13 protein-coding genes, 2 pseudogenes and 1 other annotated feature are annotated in these 17,348 nt (G+C 51.1%); of the genes and pseudogenes, 2 read left to right on the top strand and 13 right to left on the bottom strand.

Translation table 11 applies throughout. The annotated features are described in order from the left end of the window. Positions 1 to 307 precede the first annotated feature (307 nt). A complete protein-coding gene (locus FYJ51_RS11450) occupies positions 308 to 1,096 on the bottom strand; it encodes a M15 family metallopeptidase (RefSeq protein ID WP_154505744.1) in 789 nt (262 codons plus the stop codon). A gap of 119 nt (positions 1,097 to 1,215) precedes the next feature. Between FYJ51_RS11450 and FYJ51_RS11455 the strand changes: the two genes are divergently transcribed. Next, positions 1,216 to 2,157 carry a 2-dehydropantoate 2-reductase gene (locus FYJ51_RS11455; protein WP_154505745.1) on the top strand — a complete coding sequence of 314 codons (942 nt, stop codon included), beginning with the start codon at positions 1,216 to 1,218 and terminating at the stop codon, positions 2,155 to 2,157. Between the two features lie 184 nt (positions 2,158 to 2,341). Here FYJ51_RS11455 and rpoC read toward each other — a convergent pair whose 3' ends face one another. The 10 genes and pseudogenes from rpoC to FYJ51_RS11500 form a co-directional block, all read right to left on the bottom strand. Beyond that, on the bottom strand, positions 2,342 to 6,244 hold the full coding sequence (gene rpoC / locus FYJ51_RS11460) for a DNA-directed RNA polymerase subunit beta' (protein ID WP_154505746.1): 3,903 nt from the start codon (positions 6,242 to 6,244) through the stop codon (positions 2,342 to 2,344). Between the two features lie 15 nt (positions 6,245 to 6,259). Then, positions 6,260 to 10,414, bottom strand: a complete 4,155-nt coding sequence (gene rpoB, locus FYJ51_RS11465) for a DNA-directed RNA polymerase subunit beta (protein WP_154505747.1) — start codon at positions 10,412 to 10,414, stop codon at positions 6,260 to 6,262. 113 nt (positions 10,415 to 10,527) lie between these two features. After that, positions 10,528 to 11,130: a class I SAM-dependent methyltransferase gene (locus FYJ51_RS11470; RefSeq protein WP_154505748.1), complete on the bottom strand. Its 603-nt coding sequence runs from the start codon at positions 11,128 to 11,130 to the stop codon at positions 10,528 to 10,530. A gap of 79 nt (positions 11,131 to 11,209) precedes the next feature. After that, a complete protein-coding gene (gene rplL, locus FYJ51_RS11475) occupies positions 11,210 to 11,581 on the bottom strand; it encodes a 50S ribosomal protein L7/L12 (RefSeq protein ID WP_105304829.1) in 372 nt (123 codons plus the stop codon). Between the two features lie 42 nt (positions 11,582 to 11,623). Then, positions 11,624 to 12,187 carry a 50S ribosomal protein L10 gene (rplJ, locus tag FYJ51_RS11480; protein ID WP_154505749.1) on the bottom strand — a complete coding sequence of 188 codons (564 nt, stop codon included), beginning with the start codon at positions 12,185 to 12,187 and terminating at the stop codon, positions 11,624 to 11,626. 34 nt (positions 12,188 to 12,221) lie between these two features. Continuing rightward, positions 12,222 to 12,346 (bottom strand) — a sequence feature (ribosomal protein L10 leader region). 24 nt (positions 12,347 to 12,370) lie between these two features. Next, positions 12,371 to 12,592, bottom strand: a pseudogene (locus FYJ51_RS13955) (ATP-binding protein); the annotation flags it as partial. Next, a pseudogene (locus FYJ51_RS13960) lies at positions 12,508 to 12,690 on the bottom strand (hypothetical protein); the annotation flags it as partial. The pseudogenes FYJ51_RS13955 and FYJ51_RS13960, both read right to left, overlap by 85 nt. 12 nt (positions 12,691 to 12,702) lie before the next feature. Beyond that, entirely contained in the window at positions 12,703 to 12,915 is a 213-nt protein-coding gene (locus tag FYJ51_RS11490; RefSeq protein ID WP_154505750.1) for a hypothetical protein, read from the bottom strand. Between the two features lie 223 nt (positions 12,916 to 13,138). After that, positions 13,139 to 13,390, bottom strand: a complete 252-nt coding sequence (locus tag FYJ51_RS11495; protein WP_154505751.1) for a hypothetical protein — start codon at positions 13,388 to 13,390, stop codon at positions 13,139 to 13,141. Between the two features lie 9 nt (positions 13,391 to 13,399). Continuing rightward, the gene (locus FYJ51_RS11500) at positions 13,400 to 14,206 is read right to left on the bottom strand and encodes a LytTR family DNA-binding domain-containing protein (RefSeq protein ID WP_205946314.1); all 807 of its coding nucleotides are present in this window, start codon (positions 14,204 to 14,206) and stop codon (positions 13,400 to 13,402) included. 185 nt (positions 14,207 to 14,391) lie between these two features. Here FYJ51_RS11500 and FYJ51_RS11505 point away from each other — a divergent pair, with 185 nt between their 5' ends. Further along, positions 14,392 to 14,541, top strand: a complete 150-nt coding sequence (locus FYJ51_RS11505) for a hypothetical protein (protein WP_154505753.1) — start codon at positions 14,392 to 14,394, stop codon at positions 14,539 to 14,541. A 375-nt stretch (positions 14,542 to 14,916) separates the two neighbouring features. Here the strand turns inward: FYJ51_RS11505 and FYJ51_RS11510 are convergent, their stop codons facing one another. Together FYJ51_RS11510 and FYJ51_RS11515 are read right to left on the bottom strand one after the other, a co-directional pair. After that, positions 14,917 to 15,822, bottom strand: a complete 906-nt coding sequence (locus FYJ51_RS11510) for an NAD(P)/FAD-dependent oxidoreductase (RefSeq protein ID WP_154505754.1) — start codon at positions 15,820 to 15,822, stop codon at positions 14,917 to 14,919. Between the two features lie 3 nt (positions 15,823 to 15,825). Continuing rightward, positions 15,826 to 17,310 carry an aldehyde dehydrogenase family protein gene (locus FYJ51_RS11515; RefSeq protein ID WP_154505755.1) on the bottom strand — a complete coding sequence of 495 codons (1,485 nt, stop codon included), beginning with the start codon at positions 17,308 to 17,310 and terminating at the stop codon, positions 15,826 to 15,828. Positions 17,311 to 17,348: the final 38 nt, after the last annotated feature.

The raw sequence follows: 17,348 nt of genomic DNA on the forward strand, positions 1-17,348 counted from the left end.
AATCATCTGACCGGCACCACCAATCACTAAGCACTGAAATCATGGCAGGTTCTGGCTGAGCATCCGTCATTATTCCCCGTTGCGCTGACCGTGTCTGAATTTTATCGGCGCAGCAGGGCAGGTTTTAATACGCTTAAATTGTAACGTATTTGAACACTTTTTCTATCATTTCAGGCAGAAAATCCATAGAAAAGAGACCGGAATTACTTCAGAACCGGTCTCTCACTATTCCTTGTCACGCGCAGCTTGCGATAACTTCGTAAAACTTGCGCTCAGTTTTTCAATTCACCCTTTTCAGAACAGGCCCTCAGTCCGTGATGCCATAGTATTCTTCCATGGTCAGACCGCTGTCATGAATCTTCTTAGCTTCTTCGACACCAACATAGCGGAAATGCCATGGACTGTACATGATTCCGGTGATCTCCTGCTTTCCTTCCGGATAGCGCTCAATCCACCCATAGAGATACGAATTCTCCTGCAGCCACGTATAGTCTCCATACTGTGTGAAGCAGTACTGCAGCTCACAGGCACCATTCCAGCATCCAAGATCCGCTGCCAGTCCGAGCTGATGCTCAGAAGCACCAGGATGATCATCGATATTGTCCGCAAACTCATGCCCGCGGATCGAAATGTAGTAATGGTACAGATCATTCTGAAGCGTATAGGAACGATACCCGCTGACCAGCTTCAGATAAACCTGATCCTCAATCGCTGCCTGGAACATCTCCTTCAGCTTCTCAGCTGCTTCTTCCCGCAGCTGCTGGGTGCTTGCAGAATGCACATCCACATCCACCAGATCAGGCGGCACATAATCAGAGCTGATCGTATGCGTCTGGCTGATATATCTCGTGATGCTGGTATCCGTGGAAAGATCTGCCTGAACGGTCGGTTCGGGCGTCGGCGTTTCCGTCGGTACCGGAGTCGCAGAAGGAACAGGCGTCGGAGCTGGCGTCATAGTCACTTCCGGAGTCGCCGACGCCTGGACTGCAGCAGCGCTGCTGCGATCAGTAAAATGCAGCACCAGAAGCCCTGCCAGAATTGCCACGCAGAGTACTGCAATCGTAATCACTTTCCATTTATACCGTCTGTCAATCATACTGTTCTCCAAGCTGCAGCTCTATTATACAACACGGCAGAACCTCTCATCTGTATGTCCACGCTTCTGAGTTTTCGGTGTAAACTGATCTCAGAAAAACGAATTCAGAAAGAGGTTTTATGAAAATTGCAGTTGCAGGTGCCGGCGGAATGGGCGGCAGATTCGCACTCTGCCTTCATCAGTCCGGAAATGATGTGATTCTGATTGATCAGTGGCAGGCCAACATCAAAGCCATCCGGAAAGACGGTCTGACCGCTTCCCTGAACGGAAAAGTGATCACCGATCAGATTCCGATCTACTATCCGGATGAAATTGATGAGAAGAACGAGAAAGTCGATCTGATTCTTGCTATGGTGAAGAGCCCTCAGCTCGATCAGATGTTCCATGCAATCTCTCCGATCATCCAGGATGATACGTATGTACTCTGTCTCATGAACGGAATCGGTCATGAGGACACGCTTTCCCGCTATGTCAATCCTGGCCATATCCTGTCTGGAACAACCATGTGGACCGCTACCATGAAAGGACCGGGACTTCTGGAGCTCAATGGAGAAGGCTCCATTGATATTCAGAACATTCGTCCGGAAGGAAAGCAGGCAGCTGACAAGGTCATTGAAGTACTCAACCAGGCAGGACTCAATGCCCGCTACAGCGATAATGTGCTCGCTTCCATCTGGCGCAAAGCATGCATTACCGGCGGCCTCAATGCATTAACCGCCCTGCTGGAATGCAATAACATGGAACTGAGGAGTCTTCGGGTATTCGATGCCATCATTCTGGAAATCGTGAAGGAATATATCGCCGTCGCGGAAAAAGAAGGCATCCATCTGAACCAGACCGAGATGATCGAAGCCATCCAGGATTACTGCCGGCCGACGGTCAACGGCTTTGCCTTCACTTCCATGTATCAGGACCTGATTCAGAATCACCGAATCACCGAGATTGAATACATGAATGGTGCCATCTCCAGAAAAGGAAAACAGTACGGAATTCCTACTCCGTACAATGAACTTCTCACTCAGCTCATTCATGCCAAGGAACAGCTGCTCACCGCATTCTGAACGCTTATTGAAACGCCGGGGCATTTCTCCAGGCGTTTTTTTTAAAGTCAGAAGAGCAGCTGCCCGCCTGACCACTTCAGCATTCATACCATTCGTGCATGATTCAGATTTCATCAATCTTCTTCAGAATCATCGAAGAAATCAAAAAAAGATCTCTGCATAGCACAGAGATCTTAATCGAAACTTATTCTGCTTCTTTGTCTTCCGGTTCAGAAGATTCCGGCTTTTCTTCTGCAGCATCCTTCTGATCTGCAGCAGTGAAGTCGTCTTCCTCTTCATTGCCGAGAACCTCATCCGGGAGCTTGGTTGCAGTTGCTTCTGCAAGCGCAGCAGCCTTTGCTCTGCGCTCCTCGATCATCTTGTCAGCCTTTTCGATAATACGCTTCGTGGTTTCACGCTCGTATTCCGGCCGGCCGGTTCCAGCAGGAATCAGCTTGCCGATGATGACATTCTCCTTGAGGCCTTCCAGATGGTCGACCTTGCCCTTGACTGCAGCATCCGTGAGGACACGTGTCGTCTCCTGGAATGATGCAGCAGACAGGAAGGAATCCGTCTCGACAGCTGACTTGGAAATTCCAAGCATGATCGGGCTGAACTGAGCAGGCGTCTTGCCTTCATCGAGCAGCTCGTCGTTGATTTCCGTCATATGCGCACGGCTCAGCGTCTGGCCTGCACTCAGACCGGAATCGCCGCTCTCCGTGACCATGACCTTCTTCAGCATCTGCTTGATCATGACTTCCAGATGCTTATCGGAAATATCGATGGACTGAGAAGAGTAAACCTTCTTGACTTCCTTTAGGATGTATTCTTCTGCAGCTCTGACACCGGCAACCTGGAGCAGTTCCTTCGGAGCAATCGTTCCTTCCGTCATCGGCTGGCCGGCAGTAACCTTGGTGCCAACCGTGATATTGGAGAGAACCGTCTGGGTCAGATCACACTTATGATCAATGGAATCATTCTCATTGGTCACCGTGATGATCATGCCCTGCTTGTTGTCCTGCTCGCGGATATCTGTGACTTCGCCGTCAATCTTGGCAATGACTGCCACACGCTTCGGCGTACGTGCTTCGAACAGCTCTTCGACACGCGGGAGACCCTGTGTGATATCACCATTCTTATTCGCAACACCTCCGGTATGGAAGTTTCTCATGGTCAGCTGAGTACCAGGTTCGCCGATTGCCTGTGCAGCCATGACACCGATTGCTTCACCGGCTTCAACCGGATTGCCCGTTGCCATATTGCGGCCATAGCACTTGCGGCAGATGCCCTTCGGAGATTCGCAGGTGAATACGTTGCGGATCCATACCTCTGTGACACCAGCATCGACGATCTTCTTTGCCATCTCGTCTGTGATGTAAGTATCTTCCGGGCAGATCACTTCGCCAGTCTTCGGATCCGTGACAGCCTGCTGTGTATACCGGCCGGCAATACGTTCCTCAAGCTTCTCGATGATCGTTCCGTCTTTCTCATCGACCAGCTGACGGACCAGGAATCCGCGTTCGGTTCCGCAGTCTTCTTCGTTGATGATGACTTCCTGCGCGACATCGACCAGACGTCTTGTCAGATATCCGGACTCTGCCGTCTTCAGAGCGGTATCGGTAAGTCCTTTACGTACACCATGGGTGGAAATGAAGAACTCGGACACGCTCATTCCTTCACGGAAGCAGGAATAGATCGGGACTTCAATGATAGAAGGCTGATATTCTTTCTTGGATTTGGACTGAGTAGGACGAGCCATGAGACCGCGCATTCCGGCAAGCTGCGTGAAGTGGTTCTTGTTGCCGCGGGCACCGGAAACAGCCATCATGTTGATCGGGTTCATACGCGGCAGCGAAGCCATCAGCGTATCACCGACCTGATCCTTGACCTTCGCCCAGAGATCAGAGAACTGTGCTTCCCACTCCGGACCGGTCAAAAGACCTCTGTCACGGAGATTGTTGAGGATATCTGCCTTGCGGCGGCCCTCATCCACCATTTCCTGCTTATGCGGCGCTACGGAAATATCCGACAGTGCAACCGTCATGCCGGCAATCGTGGAATACAGATAGCCCATATCCTTCAGGGAGTCCAGAATCGTGGAAGTACGGACCGTCGGCGAATCAACATCGCCATTGCCGTTCTTGTACTTTGCGAATACTGCAGCGATCAGGTTTCCGAGGTCCTTCTTCTTGAACTCCTTCGTCACCGGACGGCTCTGGATTTCCTTGCGGATATCCGTTCCAAGCTCAACGAAATCATCATTCGGAGTAACCTTCAGCTTATCCCCGTCAAATTCATTCATATACGGGAAATCAGGTGGGAATACGCTGTTGAAGATAATCTTTCCTACTGAAGTCAGCAGGTAGCAGCTGTTCTGGTAATCCGTGAAGCAGGTCTTGTTGACCTTGTCTGCAGGAATTGCAATCCGGCTGTGCAGGTGGACCATGCCGACCTGTTCCGCCATGAGGACTTCGTCCACATCCTTGAAGACATGGCCTTCATTGTCCCCGTACCGTCTCCAGCGCTCTGCTTCGGTTCTCTGGCCAAGACGCTCAAGCGCATCAGCCTTGTTGTAGAACTCTTCTGCGGTCTCTTCCATGTTCAGATAGAAGTTACCAAGCACAAGGTCCTGTCCAGGAGTAACGATCGGTTTACCATCCTTCGGACCGAGAATGGAGTTTGCACCGAGCATCAGGACTTCTGTCTCTGCACGAGCAAGCTCTCCCAGAGGAAGATGGACAGCCATCTGGTCACCATCGAAGTCAGCATTGAATGCCGGGCAGACCAGCGGATGGACACGGATCGCATGACCATCAACCAGACGCGGGAAGAATGCCTGGATTCCCAGACGGTGCAGAGTCGGTGCACGGTTCAGGAATACCGGGTGGTTCTCAATGACCTTTTCCACAGCATCCCAGACACGCGCATCCTGACGTTCAATCAGCTTTTCAGCAGTCTTCGGATTGGACGCAACCTGCTCATTGACCAGTTCATTGATGACGAACGGCTTGTAAAGGTTGATGGCCATTTCCTTCGGCAGACCGCACTGCCACATCTTCAGACTCGGGCCGATTGCGATAACGGAACGGCCTGAGAAGTCAACACGCTTGCCGAGGAGGTTCTGACGGAAACGTCCTTGCTTGCCCTTGAGGGAATGAGACAGAGACTTCAGTGCTCTTCCGCCGGCACCAGTAATCGGCTTGCTGCGGCGGCCATTGTCAATCAGAGCATCAACGGCTTCCTGCAGCATTCTCTTTTCGTTCTGCACGATGATTGCCGGCGTGCCGAGTTCGAGCAGCTTCTTCAGACGGTTGTTTCTGGTGATGACACGGCGATACAGATCATTCAGATCAGACGTCGCGAAACGGCCGCCGTCCAGCTGCAGCATCGGTCTGAGATCAGGCGGAATGACCGGCAGAACAGTCAGAATCATCCACTCCGGCTTATTCTCGCTGTTGCGGAATGCTTCAACCGTCTCCAGACGCTTGATCAGCTTCTTGCGCTTATCGCCATTTGCTTTTTCAAGCTCTGCCTGGATTTCTTTGTATTCCTTATCGATATCGACCTGTTCCAGAAGAGTCTTGACTGCTTCTGCACCAGTTGCGGCAGAGAAGCTGCCAGGTCCGTAGATTGCGGTATTCTCACGGAATTCCTTTTCCGAGAGAATCTGCTTGTAAGACAGCTTCGTATCACCCGGATCCGTCACGATCCAGGAAACGAAGTAGACTACTTCTTCCAGCTGCTTCGGAGGTACATTCAGAAGCAGGCTCATGCGGGAAGGAATGCCGCGCAGATACCAGATATGCGCAACCGGAGCAGCCAGCTCAATGTGGCCCATCCGCTCACGGCGGACACTGGACTTCGTGACTTCAACACCGCAGCGATCGCAGATCACACCCTGATAGCGGACCTTCTTGTACTTTCCGCAGGCGCACTCCCAGTCCTTGGTCGGACCGAAGATACGCTCGCAGAACAGACCGTCACGTTCCGGTTTCTGGGAACGATAGTTGATAGTCTCCGGTTTCTTGACTTCGCCATAAGACCACTCACGAATACGTTCAGGTGATGCCAGTCCGACTTTTATTGCTGTGAAGTTATTAATATTCATCCTGCCGCATCCTCCTTAGTCCTTGCTGTCATCCGAGTCATCTGCATCATCGAATCCGACAACTGCAGCTTCCTGGACTTCATCAATTCCATTCTTGACCGTCAGATCGCTCTGCGTCTCCGCATCGTTCACGAACTTCTGGTGAGTCATATCAATCGTGGTCTCTTCCTTCAGCTCTTCCTGTTCCAGCTGCTTCAGATCCATCTCTTCGCCATTCTCGCCAAGCAGACGGACATCCACTGCCAGAGCCTGGAGCTCATGGATCAGGACACGGAACGATTCCGGAACACCCGGCTCCGGCATATCCTTGCCCTTGACGATTGCTTCATAAGTCTTCGTGCGGCCCATGATATCATCCGACTTGACCGTCAGGATTTCCTGCAGGGTATGCGCAGCACCATATGCCTCAAGTGCCCAGACTTCCATTTCACCGAAACGCTGGCCGCCATTCTGAGCCTTGCCGCCCAGAGGCTGCTGCGTAACGAGAGAATAAGGTCCGGTTGCACGCGCATGGAGCTTATCATCGACCATGTGCGCGAGCTTGATCATATACATGACACCGACTGCAATCGGCTCATCGAATACTTCGCCAGTCATGCCATCGGTCAGCAGATACTTATGATGCGTGCCAGCTTCCTTCATGATGTCTTCCAGATCCTGGTTCGAAACACCATCGAAGACCGGGGTTGCGAACTTCACACCAAGGGAACGGGCAGCCATGCCGAGATGGACTTCCAGCACCTGTCCGATGTTCATACGGGAAGGAACGCCGAACGGGTTGAGCATGATGTCGATCGGGGTGCCATCCTGCATGTACGGCATATCCTCAATCGGGTTGATTCTGGAGATGACACCCTTGTTGCCATGACGGCCGGACATCTTGTCACCTTCGGAAATCTTACGTTTCTGAACGATGTAGACCTTGACGACTTCATTCACTCCCGGCGGAAGCTCATGATCATCCTTGCGGCGGAAGATACGGACGGAATGAACCGTTCCGGCACCGCCATGCGGAACTTTCAGGGAATTGTCACGCACTTCACGCGACTTCTCACCGAAGATTGCCAGCAGCAGCTTCTCTTCCGGCGTGATCTCGGACTGTCCCTTCGGAGTAACCTTTCCTACCAGGATATCGCCTTCCTTGACATCAGCACCGACCATGACAATTCCGCGGCCATCCAGGTTGCGGCATGCACTCTCGGATACATTCGGAATATCACGGGTGATCTCTTCCGGTCCGAGCTTCGTCTCACGGCACTCAATGTCATACTCCTCGATATGAACCGAGGTATACACGTCTTCACGCACCATGCGCTCAGACATGATGATGGCATCCTCGTAGTTATATCCATGCCAGGTCATGTAAGCAATCAGCACGTTCTGGCCGAGGGCAAGTTCGCCGTTCTCCATGGAGAAGCCATCTGCCAGAATATCGCCGCGCTCCACATGCTCGCCATCTTCGACAATCGGTCTCTGGTTGAGGCAGGTCGAAGCATTCGAACGGCGGAACTTCGTCAGTTCATACGTATGTTCCTTGCCATCTTCTTCCGTGACGACAACCTTGGTCGCATCCACATAGGATACGGTGCCAGGAGCAGTCGCTACGCAGGCCGCACCGGAATAACGTGCAATTGCACGCTCCATGCCGGTTCCTACCCACGGTGTATGCGGGTTCAGCAGCGGAACAGCCTGACGCTGCATGTTTGCGCCCATGAGGGCACGGGTGCAGTCATCGTTCTCAAGGAACGGGATGCAGGCAGTCGCAACCGAGACGATCTGCTTCGGGGAGACGTCGGCATAGTCGACCGTGTCACGATCAGCCATGACCGTTTCACCGGCAATTCTTGCGACAACCTTCTCGCTGGTCAGCTTGCCGTCATGAATCTCATTTGCCTGTGCAATGACATGATCATTCTCTTCATCTGCAGACATGTACTTGATCTCATCCGTGACCTGGCCATTGACCACACGGCGGTACGGAGTCTGGATGAAGCCGTATTCATTGACTCTTGCATACGTAGTCAGATAGGAAATCAGACCGATGTTCGGGCCTTCAGGAGTCTCGATCGGGCAGATTCTTCCATAGTGGCTGTTATGAATATCACGGACCTCGAAGCCTGCCCGCTCACGCGTCAGTCCGCCAGGACCAAGTGCCGAAATACGGCGCTTGTTGGACAGCTCCGACAGCGGGTTCTCAGCATCCATGAACTGAGACAGCTGAGAAGAAGAGAAGAACTCCTTGATCGCTGCCGTCAGCGGACGGATATTCGTCAGCTGCTTCGGCGTGAGACCCGACGCATCTGCAATCGACATACGCTCCTTGACGGTACGCTCCATACGGGACAGACCGATGCGGAACTGATTCTGGATCAGCTCACCGACCGTACGGATACGGCGGTTTCCGAGCATATCGATATCATCTACAGAACCGACCCCATCCAGCATCGTCAGCTCATAGTTGTACAGCGCATACATATCCGGCATCGTGATCGTATGCTTCGTGTTCAGCGGATCAATGCCGATGAGCTTGACCGGATCGCCATCATCATCCAGGATCCAGACCTGCTGCACGCATGCACCGACCAGCCATACCGTAACCGGATCTCCAGCCATGACTCTGCTCATGACAGCTTCCTTATCTGCCGTCGTCAGCTTCGTCTCGTCTTCATCCGGAATATATCTTCCGGCAATCAGCATGTCATCTTCATGAGCCAGATCCTTGCCATTGACCGTCAGTCTTCCGACTGTATACATACGCGGACCATAGTTCAGAACCGCGCTGATATTGTCATTGGTAACCTTCACTTCATTTGCGAAGATTCCTGCATAAACGGTAACCTCGCTGAATTCCTTGGCAAGTGCCTTGGCATCTTCCGGCGTGATAACCGTTCCCTGATCATAATGGCTCTTCTTGCCATCCAGATCCGTTGCCAGAATTCTTCCGACCAGAGCCTTGGTCCAGGAAGTATTCATGACTGCTGTCACCGGATGAGAGAACAGATGGTTGAACGGCAGCGCAACGCAGGAAATACCCTTGTTGATCTCCGGTCTCAGCTCATCTCTTTCCTTCTTGCCGATGACCTTGTTCTTCTTGATGAGAACCTTGCCGTCTGCACCGATGAGATCATCTCTCAGACGATGATTCTCCATGCGGTCCAGGATGTTCAGCTTCTTCAGAACCTTATAGCGTCCTGCCTTGGTCAGATCATACCGGCGGTAATCGAAGAACTTCTGATCCATCGTGGTGAGAGCACCATCGATGGTCGCAATTTCATCTGCTCTCTGGTTCTCATAAACACTGAGCAGCGCATCATGCGTGGTCTTTGTCTTATCTGCAGCCAGCGTGTTGCGGATCTCTTCGTAGTTTCCGAAGATGCTGGTATACAGCAGCATATAATCATTGAGGAACTCACGCTCTTCTTCCGGAACGATGACATCCGGATAAACATCAAAGTGCAGTGCCTTCAGGAACTTCTGCATGCCAGTCGTATCAAAGGCATCCTCACCCTTTTCCAGATTCAGGGACATGCCGATTGCCTTGAACAGAATCGTGGAGAGAATCTTTCTTCTCCGGTCAATCGACACATTCATGATCCGGCCCAGTGCGGCCTTCTTATCATCAGACATGAATTCCAGCCACGTGCCGCGGCTCGGAATCAGTTCACAGGTATAAGTATCTCTGCCGGTGCGCTCTTCTGAGACAATGTCAAAATAAGCACCCGGAGAACGGACAATCTGAGAAACAATGACACGCTCAGCACCATTGATGATGAAGGTTCCGGTCGGAGTCATCAGCGGGAAATCGCCGAGGAATACCTCTTCCCACTTCGTCATGACTTCGCCAGTCTCCTGATCCACCATCTCAAGTTCCATCTTGGCCTTCAGAGGAGCGCAGTAATTGGTTTCCCGGTACTTGCATTCGCTGATCGAGTATTTCGGTTCCCCGAATTCATAATCAACAAACTTCAGACGGATATTGCCGCTGTAGTTGCTGATCGGATAGATGTCGTCGAAGACTTCACGGATTCCTTCCTTCAGGAACCAGTCATAGGAGGCCGTCTGAATCTCCGTCAGATCCGGAAGATCCAGGCCTGCACTGACTTTCGTGTAGTCGCGGCGGACTGATTTGGGACCGTAATGCACAACGCGGTATGCCTGCTTTTTTTCCATGTACGCCATCCTTTCGCCTGCATGCTGGAAACGCCGAAAAGGGTATAATACCCCCTTAGTGATTTATCGGCTTTTTATCAACATAAAATGCTATCATCGATTATGCAACCCTGTCAATCTGACTTCCTGCTTTTCAGGATCCAGTAACCCTTGTCTCTCATCACGATTTCGCAATTGCCGAATCGCTCATTCAGTTTTCTGACTGCGCTTTCAGCCCCCTGCTTGCGCCGGATCACGGCGAGCAGAAATCCATCTGATGAAAGATGTTCATATGCCCCGTCAAAGATGCCGTAGACCACTTCTTTGCCCGCCCTGATCGGCGGATTGGTCACGATCACATCAAACATTCCGGGAACATGTTCAAAACGGTCTGAGATAATCACTGATACCGGAGCCCTGTTGGTCTTGCTGTTGGCGTCCGCAAGCTCAGCAGCTCTCGGGTTTACATCGCAGCAGGTGACAGCGGCATCCGGAAACAGAGTTTTCAGCACAATGCCGAGAACTCCGTATCCGCATCCCATATCCAGCACGTTTCCAGCAATTCTTTCCCGTGCTGCTGCCTTCAGAAGCACCTCGGAGCCATAATCCACTCCGGTCTTGCTGAAGACTCCATCCTCTGTCGCAAATGTATACGCATGCCCCATGAACTCGAAGGAATGATCTTTCCGGTTCTCCGGAAGCGAGCGGTTATCGGTAAAATAGTGCGTCACTGCCATAAAATCCGCTTCCTTTCTTAGGGGCGAAAAGCCGAAGGCTATGCCTCGGCTTTTTTACACGATGTTGTTTTACTGGCGATTACTTGAATTCAACAGTAGCACCAGCATCCGTCAGCTTCTTCTTGATGTTTTCAGCTTCTTCTGCAGGTACATCCTTCTTGAGCTCAGCAGGTACACCATCGACCAGCTTCTTCGCATCGATCAGGCCCAGGCCGGTGATTTCACGGACAACCTTGATGACACCGACTTTGGAATCACCGAAGCTTGTCAGAACAACTGTAACGTTCTTCGGTGCAGCATCAGCAGCTTCTGCCGGAGCAGCAGCAACAGCAACCGGAGCAGCAGCAGAAACGCCGTACTTCTCTTCAATTGCCTTTACGAGATCATTGAGTTCAAGAATCGTTGCTTCATCGAGATAAGCAAGAATGTCTTCCTTTGTTAACTTAGCCATTTTAATTTTCCTCCAGTTTTCTCCAAATGGTCTTGTGACTGCTTACTCAGCAGCCTTGGCTTCTTCTGCCTTAGCAGCCTCCGCCGGTGCAGCGCCCTCCGCTGCAGGAGCACCGTCTGCCGGCTTAGCTTCAGCAACCGCATTGACTGCTCTTGCGAAGGAAGCGACAGGTGCAGTGAGTACAGACAGCAGCATAGACAGCATGCCTTCCCGGTTCGGAAGTTCAGAGAGCTGTGTGATTGTCTCAGTGTCGACAACCTTGCCCTCGACGATTCCGCCCTTGAGAATCAGCGCCTTGTGCTTCTTGGCAAACTTTGCCATGACACGAGCTGCTGCGGTTTCGTCTTCACCGAATGCAATCGCGTTAGGACCGGTCAGCGAAGACTTCAGTTCCCCGAATCCAGCCGCATCAGCAGCCTTGCTTGCGAGAGTGTTCTTGTAAACCTTCATTTCAACATTCTCAGCACGCAGCGCTCTGCGGAGTTCGGTGACTTCTGCAACGCTCAGACCACGGTACTCAGCGACAACAGTGGACGAAGACTTTGTGAACTTGTCCTGGATTTCAGAGACAACGTTCTTCTTCGATTCCAATACCGCCTGATTCATTGATTCACCTTCTACCTTTCCTGTTATCGCCTACCGTCTGGAAAATAAACCCTTGCCGTTTCAGACAGCAAGGGCAAAAAAGTCTGTTTACAGCTTTCTACCTCGGTAACATGATTAAGCTTCCGCCGTTACTGTCTCTGGTATTTGATAACATCTGATAGTTTACCAGCATCACGCTGTTTGTCAACCAGCGGATTTTTCTTCTGGGGCATGCCTGGCTGCCGGAAAACAGACCCAGAACGAAGTGCCTTTTCCAAGCTGGCTTTCCGCTGTGATCGTTCCGTTTTCTTTCTGGATGATTTCTCTGGCAATTGAAAAGCCTAGCCCGGAAGACTTCTTCTGGTCAGAGAGGGAGCCCTGATAATACCGATCGAAAATATATGGCAGATCTTCCGGTGCAGACCCTGAATGGTAATCGTCGCTCCCGCAACCGCATCCACTTTGAAAGAATTCGCTTCTACAATGCGCTGCGGAACCTTCTCCAGAGCAGCATCCGAAATTTCTTCGGTTTCCTGCTAATCCGTTACCCCGGTGATCTTGTTTCCTTCCAGGCTAACTTCCACCGCGACATCCCCGTTCTTGCCAGCTGCCGTTCCAGTCACCGTCTGAACCGCAGGTGCATTGCTGGCAGCTGCAGCAGATGACGCAGAGCCAGACCCGCAGGCAGAAAGAGACAGCAGCAACGCTGCTGACGATAATACCGTGATAATTCGCTTGCTGATATGCATGATTCTTTTTCCTCCTGCAATGATGTCAGCGGATTATCAAACTATGCAGGATGAAGAGAATATTAAATCTGAAAGATCCATCAGACTGATCTTCCCTCATGGCAGAATGACTGCACTGAAAATTTCAATTTTCCACAGATTGACTAAGCTGGCACCGAAAGTCTTTCCCCGACTATCTGGATGACTCTCTTCACTTCAGCGCCTTTTCATGATATCAGGCTGCTCAATTTCTATCCCTGAAATTATGAGACAGCGAAATCCCTGCCACAATCCCGGAGACGACGAAGATCAGCGTTCCCCACAGGGTCAGCTCGCTGAGCCCTCCCGTCTGCAGTTCCTCACTGACCATCAGGGCTGCAGCAAACGATGCCGGAATTTCCTCTGCCTGTACTGCCAGAACTCCCGGAAGGCTGATTCCCATAGCAAAGAATCCCGCAGCGATCCTGATCGGCAATGCTTTCCTGCAGTGTTTCATGCGTCCTCCTCACCAGAAGCGCTTTCTCAGCTCTTCAATGATCTGTGTTTTCTTCTTATCCGGAAAATGAACGATCTCCCCGTTATCCATTGTGATTGCAGTTCCAGAAATCTTCTCGATATGCCATACATTGACCAGAAAGCTCCGGCTGATCTGCAGAAACGCCTCAGAAGCTTCTGTCTTCTTTCTCACCGTGCTGAAACTCTCCTGAAGCTCCAGCGTACGGTCTTTTGTGACCAGATAGCTGTGTTTCTTCTGAGCTTCGAAATAAAGAATCGAATATTCTCTCAGCGTCACGATATCTCCATCCCGCATCGTGAACAGATACTTCCTGTTCTCTGCATTCAGTCTCCGGAAGAAGATCTTTTTCATCGTCGTTCCGATTGATCGTACGAAATGCTCATCATCATTCACTGCCACTTCTGCAATCGGACTTGTCGTGCTTAAATGCAGCAGCCTCAGTCCCTCATCCGTCTGTTTCCAGACCGCAACGCATCGCTGCTCGCTTGCCACCATGCCAGGGGCTTCATCATCAGAAACCACGAGATACCTTCCGATCACCGTACACGTATTCCCTTCATTCTCCGTAATGAGAAATTCCTCATTCTCCATGTGGCACATGAACATATCTGCCACAACCTGATCAAGTTCTTTCCGGAATGCCTTCTTTCCGATGATGAACTGCTCTTTCTGTGCGCTGATCCAGGTTACATTTTCATCACACAAGTCAAAGACTGTATTCGGATTCATCCTGTGAAAATCCCTCAGAAGCTCAGAGGTAAGATCCATTGCTTTCTTCGTTAGCTCTTTTTTCATTTGTGTCTCCTGAATCCAGCCCGCAGAATCAATCCAGATTATCTTCATTCTAACGATCAGAAAATCATGATTCTACCTTTCCGGAATCAACGGCCGTAATAGAGGAACGAAAACCGGATTTATGAAAGATCAGTCTCTTTCTCAGTTCTCCGGAATCGGACATTTTTCTTCGGGAAGGACATTTCATGAAAGCAGGAAAACACAGTGCTTCCCATCCGACTGCCAAACAGTCCCTGAACCAGATCAGCAGTGAGATCAATGCGCTGTATCATCAATACGCAGTAAAGGTTGGCCTGACCGATACTACCTGTTTTATGACAAAGGTGAGCCGCTGACCCGGAGCACCATCATGAAGCTGGCTGGCTGCTCCAGACAAGCCATCAATCCGCCATCAGCCGCATGATGCAGAAAAACCTGGTGACCATATCAGAAAAAACCGGGCGGGGAAAGGAGATCGTCAGAAAGCAAATGAGATTTTCTGTGTTCTGATTGCTGCCGGCACCCATGAAAGAGTGAAAGGAGCCGCAAAAACTTCCTGCTTCCTCATCCTTTCTGCTTGGACTTTTACTGCCACAAGGGTTTGTTTGTTTTCATGTTCACCATCCAGTTCTATCCCTTGCTAGATTGCTTTGACAACGTACTATCAGTGTGCCTTCTTATCGCACGAAAAAGGCTGCCATTTCTGACAGCCTTGATCAGCATTGTTTCAGTTACAGCGCAGCCGCCTGAATTGCTGCTGCAGTTCCATCTGCAGCAGCCGTGGTCAGCTGCCGGATCTTCTTTGCTCTGACATCGCCTGCCGCAAAGATATTCGGCACATTCGTGCAGGTATCTTCACCCGCCCGGATATATCCCGCCTCATCAAGGTCAACAATGCCTCTCAGCAAGTTCGTTTCCGGCTTCATGCCGATCGCAAGAAACAGACCATCTGCAGAGAGCTCTGTTTCTTCTCCGGACTCCTTGTTCTGAAGATGCAGACCGCTGAGATGACCATCAGTTTCCTTCAGCCCGGTGATGACGGTATCAAGAACCGGATGGATATTCGGGACCTCAGCAATCTGCTTCTGCAGTGCTTCTTCTGCCCGGTATTCTTTCCTCCGGTGAATGAGATATACTTCTGAAGCCATTCTCGAAAGATAGATTGCATCATCCAGAGCGGTATTGCCGCCGCCATTGACAGCTACCCGCTTGTTTCTGAAGAATGCTCCATCGCAGTTTGCACAGAACGAAATTCCCTTCCCGATCAGTTTTTCTTCTTCCGGAAGGCCAAGTTTCCGATGCGATGCTCCTGCGGCATAGATCAGCGCACGTCCGGTTCTGGATCCGCCTGCAGTACGCACCGTAACAGAATTCTTTTCCGGAATGATCTCAAGTACTTCTTCCGAAATAAATTCTGCTCCGAGTCCTGCTGCCTGTTCATACAGACGGTATGCGAAGTCAGCACCATTCACCGACACAAAACCAGGATAGTTCTGAATTTCATTTGCCGTGACAATCTGTCCGCCCGGAGCACTCTTCTCATAGATCACCGCATGTCTGCCAGCCCGCTGCACATAGATCGCAGCAGTCAGTCCGGCCGTCCCTGCTCCGACAATCAGAATATCTCTTTCATCCATACATTACCCCTTATCTGGATAGAAACCGCTTGGCGTTTCTTCCAGATCAATCATAATATTTTTGACCTGAGTATACGCATTCAGAATCATCGCATGAGTCTCGCGGCCGATTCCGGACTTCTTGTAACCGCCGAACGGTGCCTTCTCAGGGAGCTGATTGTAGGTATTCACCCACATTCTCCCGGTTTCCACAGCTCTTGCGACCCGGAATGCACGGCTGATATCCTTCGTGAACACTGCTCCGCCAAGACCATATTCGCTGTCATTCGCCATCGCAATCACCTCTTCTTCAGAGTGGAACGGAATAATGGCAAGAACCGGGCCGAATACTTCTTCCTGGGCAATCCGCATGGAGTTCTTCACATTGACCAGAATCGTCGGCTCATAGAATGCGCCAGCTGCTGTCTTCTCATCTTCATAGAACTTTCCGCCAAGTGCAACTTCTGCGCCTTCTTTCACTGCCATCTCCACAAAGCCATGTACTTTATCTCTCTGGCCCTTGCTGATGAGAGATCCCATCTGCGTATCCTCTTCCCATGGCAATCCGACTTTTACCTGACTGAAGCGGCGAACTGCTTCCTTGACGAAGCGATCATAGATCGTGTCCTGGACAAATGCTCTGGACCCGGCGCAGCATACCTGTCCCTGATTGAACAGAATGCCAAGCTGGAGGCCATCCATCGCTTTCTCGAAGTCCATATCATCGAAGAAGATATTTGCACTCTTTCCGCCAAGTTCCAGCGTTGCCGGAATCAGTTTCTCAGCAGCAGCCTTTGCTACGGTGTAACCCACCTCCGTGGACCCCGTGAACGCGAGCTTACGGAGATCCGGATGTTCCAGAACCGCCTGTCCGGCTTCTCTGCCGCTGCCGGTAATGACCTGGAAGACGCCTGCAGGAATGATATCCTTCGTCAGTCTGGCAAACTCCAGAACCGACAGGGACGTCATGCTTGATGGCTTGAATACCGTGGTATCTCCCGCTGCCAGAACCGGTGCAAGCTTCCAGGCAGCCATCGTGAACGGGAAATTCCATGGCACGATCTGTCCGACCACACCGATCGGCTCACGCAGAATCAGAGACAGATAACGATTGTCCAGTATCGTCGCACTTCCTTCTTCCGCCTCAATGACACTTGCGAAGTAGCGGAAGTGATCTGCAGCAAGCGGAATATCAATATTGCGCGTCTCCCGGATCGGCTTGCCATTGTCCAGAGTTTCCACCATTGCAAGATACTCAGCATTCTCATCAATGACATCTGCAATCCTTCTGAGAATCCGGGCACGTTCTTTTACCGTGGTCTTCTTCCAGGACTCAAACGCTTTCCACGCTCCCTTCACTGCTTCATCAACATCTTTCTTTCCGGCTGCAGCAATTTCAGTCAGCTTCTCGCCGTTAGAAGGATTGTATACAGAGATGGTACGTCCATCTGCTGCATCACGAAATTCACCGTTCACGTAAAGCTGGTATACGGGTTTGAAAGTAAGCATAAAATGATCTCCTTTTCTCAGGCGATCCGCAATCTGCA

It is taken from the genome of Stecheria intestinalis, from assembly GCF_009696165.1.
In the GTDB taxonomy this organism is placed as follows: Bacteria; Bacillota_I; Bacilli_A; order Erysipelotrichales; family Erysipelotrichaceae; genus Bulleidia; species Bulleidia intestinalis.